This window comes from Phaeobacter sp. NW0010-22, from assembly GCF_040365955.1.
Classification (GTDB): domain Bacteria; phylum Pseudomonadota; class Alphaproteobacteria; order Rhodobacterales; family Rhodobacteraceae; genus OMPR01.
Map to the genome: position 1 here is coordinate 125,489 of NZ_BAABWT010000008.1, position 12,005 is coordinate 137,493.

A 12,005-nucleotide genomic window follows, 5' to 3' on the forward strand; every position below is an offset into this window, starting at 1 on the left:
TTCTAGCCCGCCTGTTTCACTTCTGCATTGCAGTAGGCCAAATGGTGAAAATCAACTCTTCAGGTTGCAGGCAGATTTCTTCGCTACAGGTCTGTAAAACAAGGGTAATACGCGGCACAGAGGTTTTTTCGGGACCTGGGGTTAACTGAGCGGAAATCACAATGTCCCCTTCGTAAAGAGCCAGCGGTGCATCGTTAAACGCCAATGTTTTGATGCGGGGGCTAGGATACTCCAGCGCCCCTTTTGCCCCGCTTACCGACACCTGAGTAGGTATTAGATGGCGCTCAAGTGGTTGGTTTGCATTGATGTGCCAACCCTGTGCAATCGAAATTTGAACAGTGGCAATGTTGGTTGTTTTATCATGATGCAGCTCACCTCGAACGGCCCCATTGGCGGCAAACCGAACAGGCCCGGTTGCTCCTACTTTCAGGTCTTGCACAGCTTTCAGAAAGTAGCTGCGTTTTTCAGGGGAGTGCAGCACACCACCTGACAGAGCCGATGCCAAAGCATACGCATCTTGTTGCAGACCCGGTGCATCTGTTCGCAAGGCCAATTGCGTGAACAAGTCCAAGGCCAAAGCATTGCCGGAAGGGAGGTCGGCGTCTTCTATCAGGACAATTTCGTGTTGGCCCAATGTTTCCTGACTCATCCGAAACCCATCTTTCGCGGATCCGAACCTCTTCCCGATTTCATTTGCAAAGGCTTGCGCATGGTCAAGCCAATCGCCTGCAATCTCAGGCGTTGCTGCATAGTCATGCAGGGCAATCAACGCGCGCCCGAACCCCGCATAATCCGCCAAGCGCGCCGGTTCACTTGGCCTTTGATTGTACCAAACCCTATTCAATCCTGATGGCATCTGCATTTCCGCTAAGATGAAGCGCGCAGCCTTTGCTGCTGCTTCAGTGTAGTCTAGCCGCTCAAAATGATGCCCAGCATGGGCCAGCGTTTCGATCATCGCCGCGTTCCACGACACGATAATCTTGCGATCTACAAAGGGTGCAGGTCGGGTTTGGCGTAGATCAAACAACTGTTGCAACAGACGGTCCAAAGCAGCCTGTGTTTCGCCTACAGGTCTTCCGTTTTCCTGGGCCATTTCCATCACGGACGCACGCAATGCTAAAATTTCGCGTGCGGACCCCTGGCCCTTAGGCGTCGGCAGAACAAGATCCCGCCGCAATGCACCGCTTCTGTCTAGTCGATCCAGCACTGCAGTCGGCCACGTATAAAACGCCCCTTCGATACTTTCGCCAGTGGAGGACTTGCTATCGGCATTTTGCGAAGCAAAGAAACCGCCGTTTGCATCCCGTAAATCGCGTAAAACATAGTCAAAAAGGCGCTCTGCAGCACGGCGATACTCAGGAGACCCAGTTATTTCCCAGGCCCGCACTAGTAACCGCCCGATTAGGGCCTGCGTATAGAGCATCTTTTCAAAATGGGGTTCGTTCCATTCCGGGTCGACCGCATATCGGTGAAACCCGCCGCCTACATGATCGTGGACACCGCCGTGGATCATGCCATCTAACATATCCGTAACCACCCCCAGCACTTCAACATCACCGGTGCGTTCGGCGTGATCCAATAGAAAGAGAAACAAGGGTTCGCGGGGAAATTTAGGTACTATACCGTAGCCCCCGTTAAAGGGATCCATATCGTCCAAAAGCGTATCCACGATACCCTGAACCATATCTTGTGAAACCTCCAAAGCTTCGGCTTTCTGCTGCAACTGCGCGGAAATCACCTTGGAAACTTGATTGGCCTTTAACCGAATAGATACGGGATCTCTCACCCAGTCATGATGAATTTGTGTGATGACGGACAAAAATTCAGCGGCTGGAACATACCCACCTGCAAGAACCGGATCCCCCTCAGGGGTGAGGAAAACCGAGTTTGGCCAGCCCCCTCCCCCTGTCATAACCTTGGTCGTCATCAGGAACCGTGCATCCAGATCCGGATCGCTTTCGCGATCGACCTTGATCGACACAAAACTCTCGTTCAGTGCTGCAGCGATCTGTTCGTTCTCAAAACTCTCCTGCTCCATCACATGACACCAATGGCACGCGGAATAGCCAACCGAGACAAAAATCAACTTGCCTTCAGTCTTGGCCTTGTTCAGCGCCTCGGGCCCCCAAGGGTACCAATCAACCGGGTTATAGAGATGTTGCAAAAGATACGGGGACGCGGCCCCTTGCAAATGGTTCGCCTCACGCCCGGCTGCGTTGGCAAATGTCGCCAGCATTCCGAAAACACAGAAGATGAACCATTTCATAGCTCTGCCTCAAATTATCTGAGGCTTTAGCGTGGGGCAGAACAGGCGGTCCGTCAAATCAGATGCCACGCAGACATCACAGCGCGGCAGTTCTTTCGACCCGGGTGCGCGGCACCAACCACGCACCCTAAGCCGAATTATTCAAAATGAGCACGCGCCTTACGATTGCGCACTTTGCTCGAGTCCGCCTCGGGCATATCATTTTCATCCCAAACCCCAAGAATGATACCCTTGCCTTTGTTAGAGGTCCGAAGGTCCAGCAGTTCTTCTTTGGATAAGCTGGTGCGTTGTGCCGGGCGTCGGGTCCACTCAAACATCAACGCGTACATCTCATCAATGATATCCGTATGCTCTGCGCTACCACCCAGATCGTTCAGCTCATTGGGGTCATTCTCAAGATCAAACAGCATGGGCCTATGCCCGTTTTCACAGTGTACCAGTTTCCACTTTTTCGTCGACGCCATAAACATCAATGCATCATCCGGGGTCGCGCCCAGCAGAACGGCCTCGGATTGAGTGGTGAAATCCACCTCACAGAACACCGCCTTGCGTTTGGTTTCAGTTGCAGTGCCATGGAGGATCGGCAACAAGGATTCCCCCTCAAGCACATGGTCAGCAGCCTCACCACCGGCAACTTCTAAGAAAGTAGGAGCCAGATCGATACTTTCGACCAGCGCATCACACACCGTGCCGCGCGTTGCATCCGCTTCGGGCGAGGGATCGTAAATTATCAGCGGAACTTTGGTTGAAGTGTCATGGAAGAACGTTTTTTCACCCAACCAGTGATCGCCCAGAAAATCGCCGTGGTCCGACGTCAGCACGATCATCGTTTCATCCATACGGCCCGTGTCTTCAAGCCACTTGAACAACCGGCCCATCTGGTCATCAACCTGCTTGATCAGCCCCATATAGGCAGGGATCACGGCCTGACGGACCCGCTCTTCGCTGAATGCTTTGCTGACCTTGCTGTTCATAAAGGCCGAAAGGATCGGGTGCGCGCCTTCTTTTTCAGCGTCAGATCGTACTGGCGGCAATACATGTTCAGGCCCGTACATATCGTGGTATGGCGAGGGTACAATATAGGGCCAGTGCGGTTTGATATACGACAGGTGACAGCACCATGGCCCTTGGGCTCCTTCGATAAACTCCATCCCGCGCGTGGTCAGATAAGGTGTTTCACTGTCCTCTTCGGCGATATTGGCCGCCTCGGTCGAGTTTTTGAGGAACCACCCCGACAGCACGTTGCCGTCTTCGTCCAAGCCTGAATTTGCAAAGTCATGCCAAGGGTTATCACTCTCGTACCCTTTGTCAGTCAGATACTCATTGTACGTTTTTGCGCCTGTATCGTCATAAAATCCATTTGGACCTTCTGCTCTCAGCCCATCATCACGTTCGAACACATCAAAACCACACTCAGCCACGCGCGCCCCAATGATGGTATCGCGGCTCAAACCAAGACGCTCCATACCTTCGTTGTCTGCCCGCATGTGGGTCTTGCCGACCAAATTACACGACATCCCAGCCTTGCGCAGATGATCCCCCATGGTCCGCTCACCAACTTTAAGCGGCACACCATTCCACGAGGCCCCATGGCTTTTGACATAGCGGCCCGTATAGGTGGACATCCGCGAAGACCCACAAATGGGTGATTGAATGTAGGAGCGCGTAAAGCGCACCCCTTTTTCAGCGAGCCGGTCAATGTGTGGCGTGTGCAGGTGCGGGTGCCCGTAACAGCTTAGGTAATCCCAGCGCAATTGATCGAACATGATGAAAAGAACATTCTTTGCCTTGGCCATGGATTTCTTCTTTCAGTTACGGTGCCAAACATGGCCCCCAAGTCGTGTCATGTATCCAGTTCTAGCAGAAGCCAAAACAATTTACATGACATATCATATTTATGTGGTAATTTGTATGAGAAGTCATACAGTGTGGCAACGAAAAAAGGAATCCAGAGTGCGCGACACCGTAAAGCGATTGACAGGAATGCGACCCGGCCAAATCCCGGATGGGGCGAGCCTGCTTGCAGTCACGGTGTTTCGGCTCTCACGTATGCTGAAATCAGATGTCACACGCACAGTTTCCAAAGAACCCGGCGTTGGCTTGGTGTCATGGCGAGTGTTCATGGGCCTATCAATGGCGCCGAAGGCCACGCAAAAGGAATTGATCACGTTTTCGCGCATTGAACAGGGTCAGCTCAGTCGCGTGCTAAAAGAAATGGAAACGCGCGGGTTCATAACCTCGCGCCCGTCTGACCACGATAAGCGCGCACGTGTTTTCGCCCTGACCCAAGCGGGCCGTAAGAAGCATCACGATATGCTCCCCCGTATGATCACACTTGCCGACACCATTGATGCCGCGCTGAGCCCCGAGGAACAAGAGACGTTTCTAGATATGTGCGCTCGCATTGGTGCAGCAGCTGAAGTGGCCGCTGCCCAAAATTAATTATTCGTGCCGGTATGGCGCGCCCCGCAATGTTCAAATGGAGGTACGAACATGACATTAACAACCAAACTGACCGGGCTTTTGGCAGGCGCCGTTATGGCCCTTGCCACCGCAGCAACTGCCGCGGACTGGAAACCTAGCGGTACACTTAGATTGCAAATCGGCTTTGGTGCCGGTGGATCGACCGACACAATGGGTCGTGTGATCGCAAAGGTCATGAAAGAGCAAACCGGTTGGAACATCATCGCCGAGAACAAAACAGGCGGCGGTGGCGTCGCCATGTTCACAGGTATTTCCAAAATGCCGCCCAAGGGCAATGTAATCGGCATGGGTGTAAACATGCCCATCATGATCAACTTGGTTAAACGCGGGGATCAGCTGCCGTTTGATCTGGACAGTTTTGACTATCTTGGCACCGTCGCACGCGCTCAGCTCGCCCTTGTTGCCAGTGCGGATGCACCATTCGACGACATTGCCGGAATGGTCGAATACGCTAAGGCCAATGATGGCTTGCCCATCGCCTTTAGCGCAGCACCGCAAAAGTTCCTGATGTCCGCCGTCGACAAAGAGGCCGGTGCAGGTTTCCGGTATGTTTCCACCAAAGGTGGCGCTGAAAACATGAAACTGATCCTTGGCGGGCAAGTGCTGGCCGGTTTTGGCTCGGGCGAACACCTGCAGCATCTGGAATCCGGCGACGTCAAGATGATCGCAAGCGCCAATGATTCACGGCACAACTATGCTCCCGACACACAGACTGTGCGCGAAGCGGGTTATGACGTGTATGTCGATCCTTACTTCTTTTTCGCAACGACCGCAGGCACAGACCCCGAAGCCCTTGCTGCGCTGACCAAAGCTCTGAGTGATGCGATTGCTTCCGATGAAGTTGCCGAAGTCGTTAAGAATGCGACACAGACCGAAGCGCTGAACCTTGGCCCGGACACCACAAAACAGATGCTGGTGGATGGTGTTGAAAACGTCCGCGTTCTGTTTGCTGACTAAATGAATGCCCCCGCTGGTTTATCGAACTGGCGGGGTCTGTTTCTAAGGGGGAACTCGATGTCAGTTACCGCAGATCGTGGCGCTGGGGCCGTCATTTCACTGTTTGGATTGGTGCTTTATTTCGGAGTCATCCCCAATTTTGTCGAAGCGGTTGACGACGGCTGGGTTCTACCCGCCACCATTCCTAATGCCGTTGCAATTGTCCTTATCGTCTGTGGTATTTTGTTGATCCTAAAACCCACCACTCACCGACCCCAGCGGATGATAGAATTTCAGAAAGCCGCCCTTTATTTTGGTCTGCTTGCCCTCGGATTGCTGGCGATGTCTTACCTCGGTTTTACTTACACGGCCCCAGTGATTGCATTGGTTTTAATGCTGCTCATTGGCGAACGGCGGCCTTTGTGGCTGATCCTTGGCGTCGCGGTGTTGCCCGCAACAATTTGGTTTCTCGTAGTCTACGTCTTAGACCGCGCCCTACCCTGAGGTTCGAATGGTAGATATAGCTACAATCCTTGCTGGTTTCGCCGATGCATTCACCCTTTGGAACCTCGCTTTTGTCCTGTTTGGGGTGGTATTAGGACAGTTCGTCGGCGCCGTGCCCGGGATCGGTCCGGTCATGGCCATGGCGATCGCGATCCCGTTTACGTTTGGGCTTGATCCCCTGCCCGCAATTGCGTTTCTGGTGGGTGTGAACAAGGGCGGACTTGTTGGGGGTGCCGTTCCGGCCGTACTGATGAACACGCCCGGAACACCGGATGCCGCGGCAACCGCGATGGATGGCTACCCACTGGCCCGTGCGGGAAAGCCCCTAAAAGCCACGAAGATGGCGCTATTTTCCTCGGTCACCGGGGACACCTTTTCAGATATCGTTCTTATCACGGTCTCGGCCCCACTTGCTATTCTGGCATTGCGCATGGGCCCCGTCGAAATTTTCGCGCTGATGATCTTTGCCTTTTCCGTTCTTTCCGGCCTTATCGGCAATTCGCTGATCAAGGGGATCATTGCAGCCGCTCTGGGTCTGCTGTGTGCCAGCATCGGCAGCGACCCCGAAAACTATACGCCACGGTTGATTTTTGGGTATTTTGAGCTGTTCGATGGTCTTCCTTTACCTTCAGTTGCGATCGGTATGCTGGCCATATCCGAGATCCTGCGGCGCCTGTCCCAAATCCGTGGCGATATGCGCGGCGCAATTGAACTGCATGATACGGGGAACCCGGATGATCGCCGGGTGACGTGGGCAGAATATTGGGGATGCCGCTTCACGATGTTACGCGGTGCCGTGATCGGTACAATTCTAGGGGCCTTGCCTGGGATCGGATCCACCGCGGCCGCGTTCATGTCTTATGCAAGCGCCAAGACCACGTCGAAAGAGCCCGAAACCTTTGGCAAAGGCAACCTGCACGGGATCGCAGCAGCCGAGTCCGCAAATTCAGCTGTCGTTGGGTCAAACCTGATCCCGCTATTGACCCTTGGCATCCCCGGCAGTGTCGGCGCCGCCCTCATCATTTCTGCATTCATGATCCACGGCATTCAGCCCGGCCCGTTGTTGTTTCAAGACCAAGGGAGACTGATCTATGGCTTGTTCGGTGCGATGATCATGGCCAACCTGCTGAACCTGTGGGTCGGTCAGCTGGGTTTACGGTTCTGGGTCAAGGTCGTATCAGCCCCGGAATCCATCATCTTTGCCTCTGCCCTATTGCTCTGCATCGTCGGTGTCTCAATGGCGACGGGTGGCATTTTTGGTGTCGCAATCATGCTGATCTTTGCCGGCCTAGGGTATCTGATGACGAGCTTTGGATTTTCCGTCGTTATCTTCATCATCGCCTTTTTCTTAGGCCCACGGTTTGAAATCTCTCTGTCCCAAAGCCTTGCCTTGATGAACGGAGATTGGAGTAAGTTGGTGAATTATCCGATTGCCTTGGCTCTGCTTGCGCTCTCAATTGTGTCGCTCATCTGGTTTCTCAGCAGAACCCAATCAGATGACCTACCTCCGGAAACCTCTATCGAAGAATGACCACCGGCCGGTGCCTATCAGCAGACTCAAACAGCTCTCTGACGCACCGGTCTGCTCCATGAACCGACTGCGCGCCGTGATTTGACGTTACGGTACCAACAGAAATACTGGACATTTGTCCAGTGTTTTTGACTAATAAACGCCAACCACACTGACGGATACGAATTCTTTCCAGTGTGCACTGGTCTCGCTGACGGTTCGGCGACCAGCCTTGGGAGGGGTGTTATGATGTATGACTTTGTGATCGTGGGTGGAGGATCAGCAGGTGCAACGATTGCATCTCGGTTAAGCGAAGATCCAAATGTGACGGTTTGCCTGCTCGAGGCGGGCGGAGACGGAAAAGATCTGTTGATCCGCACACCGGTTGGGGTCGTTGCCATGTTGCCCGGCTATGGAAAGATCAACAACTGGGCCTTTAAAACAGTGCCTCAACCTGGCCTGAATGGGCGCCAAGGGTACCAACCCCGGGGTCGCACATTGGGTGGTTCCTCAGCAATCAACGCGATGCTTTATGTTCGAGGGCAGAAAGAAGATTACGACGGTTGGGCCGCTCTTGGCTGTGACGGTTGGACATGGGACGATGTTCTGCCCTTTTTCAAAAAGGCCGAAAACAACGTTAACGGAGCAGATGATCATCATGGGTCATCGGGTCCACTGCAGGTGTCCAACGCCAAAGCCCCTCGGCCCATCTCCAAAGCGTTTGTCGAAGCAAACACCCAGATGCAAATCCGTGAAACGCAGGACTTCAACGCGGGCGACAACGAAGGTGCGGCCCTGTACCAGACAACGTTGTTTCATGACAGCGAGCGAAACGGCGAACGGTGTTCCGCGGCTGCGGCCTATCTGCACCCGGTGATGGCAGAGCGCCCGAACCTGACGGTGATTACGCGAGCGCATGCCACACGTGTTATCTTCGACGGGAAACGAGCGGTTGGTGTCGCCTATCGCAGCGGCAAGGAAACGCACGAAGTACACGCAAACAAAGAAGTTGTTTTGTCGGGCGGTGCCTTCCAATCCCCACAACTGTTGCAACTCTCAGGGGTCGGACGATCCCAAGACATTGTTCAACACGGTATCGAAATGGTGCACGAATTGCCCGGTGTTGGCCAAAACTTACAGGATCATTTGGATTTCATTCTGGCCTACTCGACCAAAGACACCGACAATTTGGGCATCGGGCTCCGCGGGTCCTTTAAGCTGTTAAAAGAGCTCATCGAATGGCGCAAAACAGGTAACTCGATGGCCGCATCCACCATCGCAGAAGCCGGAAGCTTCTTCAAAACAGACCCGTCATTGGATCGCCCAGACGTGCAGACCCATTTTGTGATCGCTGTTGTTGATGATCATTCGCGCAAGCTGCATTTGGGGCACGGTTTCTCGTGTCACGTCTGTGTTCTGCGGCCCTACTCTCGTGGAGAAGTGGTTCTGAATTCAGGCGACCCCTTGGACGCTCCCAGCATCGACCCCAAGTTCCTGAGCGACGAACGTGATCTGCAAACGCTCATCAAAGGCGCGCGTAAAACCCGCGACATCCTGAATGCGCCTGCGATGAAAGGCTATCAAAACAAAGAGCTTTTTGGCGTTCATGACAATATGACGGACGCGGAATGGGAAAACCATATTCGAGATCGCGCCGATACGGTCTATCATCCCGTCGGGACCTGCAAAATGGGTGTTGATGATCTGGCCGTGGTGGATGCCGAGCTCAAAGTTCATGGGCTTCAAGGGCTCAGGGTTGCGGATGCATCCATCATGCCGACCGTTGTTTCCGGGAATACCAATGCGCCGTCGATCATGATCGGTGAAAAATGCGCAGATATGATAAAAGCTAACTACGCCAACTAGCAGCGTTTTGGTCGAATATAGAATTGAAAACAAAAGAACAGAGGAGCTAAGACATGCTTGGTTCAATGATGAAACAGGATCTGCTGATCAGCGATCTGATTGTGCACGCCGCTAAATTCCATGCGGACACAGAAATCATTTCACGCGAGATTGACGGGTCTACCAACACCAGCAATTGGAGCGAAGTGGAACGCAACGCGCGCCAGATGGCTTCGGCCCTTGGAAAGCTGGGGCTAGAGCAAGGTGATCGCATTGCGACCTTGGCTTGGAACAATCACCGGCACCTGAAAGTCTGGTTTGCGGTGTCGGGTGGGGGCATGGTTTGCCACACATTGAACCCGCGGTTGTTTCCCGAACAATTCATTTTCATCTGCAACGATGCTGCCGACAAAGCGATCTTTTTCGACAAGACCTTCATGCCACTGATCACCGGCACGCGTGATCATCTGAAAACTATTGAACACTTCATCTATTTGGGTGCGCACGACCCCGAAGTTGCTGCTGCCGTGCCTGGCGTGGTGTTCTTTGATGACCTCGTTTCCTCAGGGGATGATGCGTACCAATGGCCAGCCCTGAGCGAGGATACCCCCTGTTCGCTTTGCTATACCTCGGGCACGACCGGCAATCCCAAAGGGGTGCTGTATTACCATCGTTCAACAATGTTACATACATTTGCGATCTCTTTGCCGGATGGTTTGTCGTTGTCGGCACAGGAAACGATCCTTCCTGTGGTCCCAATGTTTCATGCAAACGCATGGGGCATTCCCTATGCAGCTGCCATGTGCGGCGCTAAATTGATCATGCCTGGCCCCGGATTGGACGGAGATAGCCTGTTGGGCATGATTGATGAATATCAGGTCAGTCTGGCCTTGGGTGTTCCTACAATCTGGCAAATGTTACTGGCGTCGGCTGCTAAATCCGGGTCGAAAATGGAAAGCCTCAAGCGCAATGTGATTGGTGGATCTGCTGCTGCACCGTCGATGATCGCCACCTTCCGCGACGATTATGGCTGCGATACGGTCCATGCCTGGGGCATGACGGAAACCAGCCCATTGGGAACGGCGAACCGTCCCAAAAGCAAGCATTCAGAGCTGGATGCTGACCTTATGGCCGCCCTGCGTTTGGGACAGGGTCGTCCGCCATTCGGCATTGATCTGCGCATCGTTGACGATGCTGGCGTGGCGTTGCCGCATGATGGCGTTTCCGAAGGTGCCCTGCAGGTGCGTGGGCACTGGGTTGTCGATACGTATTACGGCAAAGAGGACACCGCGCTCACAGCGGATGGTTGGTTTGACACTGGTGACGTGTCCACCATCGACGCAGATGGTTTCATGGTGATCCGAGATCGCACCAAGGATATTATCAAATCAGGCGGCGAATGGATTTCATCAGTTGATCTGGAAGGCATCGCCGTCTCGCACCCCGGCGTGGCCATGGCCGCCGCCATCGGCGCAAAGCATCCCAAGTGGGACGAAAGGCCCATAATTGTGGCCGTCAAAGCAGAAGACGCAGACCCAACCGAGGATGAGATCCTTGCCCTGTTCCATGACAAAGTTGCTAAGTGGCAGATTCCGGATGCGGTGGTTTTTGCTGATGCCATCCCACTGAACGGGACCGGCAAAATGTTGAAAAACAAGTTGCGTGATCAATTCGGTAACACGCTCATCGAACGGGGACTCTGATATGGCGGGGACCCAAACATGGTGTAAGGGTTTGGGTCCCCACTCGTATTTCGCTTCTTTGCTTGATACGCCCCACCCTATGAGATTGACCCGCGACTTTTCCGATCAAAGAGATCGAACATGACTGACCTGCCCGAAAAGCTGCAACAGCGTCATGCCCGCAAGAATGCGAAGCGAGACGAGAAAAAGCGCCTGATCGCAGAGAGCGCCATAACGGTGCTCAAAGAGCTGGGTTATGCGAATACGTCATTGCGCGACATTGCCGAAAAGTGCGGTTTGTCCTTGGGCATGTTGCATTACTATTTTGAGGATCGCTCAGATCTGATCATCTATTGCGCGTCGGTTTACAAACAGGAATTTGCACGAAACATCATCGACGCGTTGAGCAAGGCGCAGGGTCGCGATCAAGTAATTGAAGCCTTTGCACAGGCGCTTGCATCCTCCATCATCGACGAACGAAGGTCGCATAGTTTGTGGTATGATATTCGCACACAGGCGATGTTTGATGAAACGTTCCGTGCCGCCGCGATTGAAATCGAAAACATGTTGATCGCGATTGTTCGTACTGCATTTGAAAAAGCAGGACATACGTCGTTTGAAGAAGTTGAAATTCACTATGCTCTGATGGACGGTGTATTTCGCTACTTGATGCAAAACCAGACCGGGGCAGCCCCCAAATCCCATGATGAACTCGCCGCGACGTTCAAGATGTTGCTCGAGCGGTTCCTGTAAGCCTGCAACGACTGCCCCGTCAAAA

9 protein-coding genes are annotated in these 12,005 nt (G+C 53.5%); 7 read left to right on the top strand and 2 right to left on the bottom strand.

The genetic code is table 11. The features are described from left to right. Positions 1-16: 16 nt before the first annotated feature. Positions 17-2,266, bottom strand: coding sequence for a thioredoxin domain-containing protein (locus ABWV33_RS17355; RefSeq protein ID WP_353332523.1), 2,250 nt, complete (start codon positions 2,264-2,266; stop codon positions 17-19). A gap of 137 nt (positions 2,267-2,403) precedes the next feature. Next, the gene (locus tag ABWV33_RS17360; protein WP_353332524.1) at positions 2,404-4,062 is read right to left on the bottom strand and encodes an alkaline phosphatase family protein; all 1,659 of its coding nucleotides are present in this window, start codon (positions 4,060-4,062) and stop codon (positions 2,404-2,406) included. Between the two features lie 157 nt (positions 4,063-4,219). Here ABWV33_RS17360 and ABWV33_RS17365 point away from each other — a divergent pair, with 157 nt between their 5' ends. The 7 genes from ABWV33_RS17365 to ABWV33_RS17395 all read left to right on the top strand — a co-directional run bounded on the left by ABWV33_RS17365 (position 4,220) and on the right by ABWV33_RS17395 (position 11,980). After that, positions 4,220-4,708 (top strand): MarR family winged helix-turn-helix transcriptional regulator, encoded by a 489-nt coding sequence (locus ABWV33_RS17365; RefSeq protein ID WP_353332526.1) that lies wholly within the window; start codon positions 4,220-4,222, stop codon positions 4,706-4,708. Positions 4,709-4,759: 51 nt separating this feature from the next. Then, on the top strand, positions 4,760-5,707 hold the full coding sequence (locus ABWV33_RS17370) for a tripartite tricarboxylate transporter substrate binding protein (RefSeq protein WP_353332528.1): 948 nt from the start codon (positions 4,760-4,762) through the stop codon (positions 5,705-5,707). Between the two features lie 57 nt (positions 5,708-5,764). After that, positions 5,765-6,190 (top strand): tripartite tricarboxylate transporter TctB family protein, encoded by a 426-nt coding sequence (locus ABWV33_RS17375; RefSeq protein WP_353332530.1) that lies wholly within the window; start codon positions 5,765-5,767, stop codon positions 6,188-6,190. Between the two features lie 7 nt (positions 6,191-6,197). Then, positions 6,198-7,721: a tripartite tricarboxylate transporter permease gene (locus ABWV33_RS17380; protein WP_353332532.1), complete on the top strand. Its 1,524-nt coding sequence runs from the start codon at positions 6,198-6,200 to the stop codon at positions 7,719-7,721. Positions 7,722-7,946: 225 nt separating this feature from the next. Then, positions 7,947-9,566 carry a GMC family oxidoreductase gene (locus tag ABWV33_RS17385; RefSeq protein WP_353332534.1) on the top strand — a complete coding sequence of 540 codons (1,620 nt, stop codon included), beginning with the start codon at positions 7,947-7,949 and terminating at the stop codon, positions 9,564-9,566. A 53-nt stretch (positions 9,567-9,619) separates the two neighbouring features. Beyond that, complete coding sequence (locus ABWV33_RS17390; RefSeq protein ID WP_353332536.1) at positions 9,620-11,248, top strand: long-chain-fatty-acid--CoA ligase; 1,629 nt, start codon at positions 9,620-9,622, stop codon at positions 11,246-11,248. A 120-nt stretch (positions 11,249-11,368) separates the two neighbouring features. Further along, the gene (locus ABWV33_RS17395) at positions 11,369-11,980 is read left to right on the top strand and encodes a TetR/AcrR family transcriptional regulator (RefSeq protein WP_353332538.1); all 612 of its coding nucleotides are present in this window, start codon (positions 11,369-11,371) and stop codon (positions 11,978-11,980) included. The last annotated feature ends 25 nt before the right edge of the window (positions 11,981-12,005 follow it).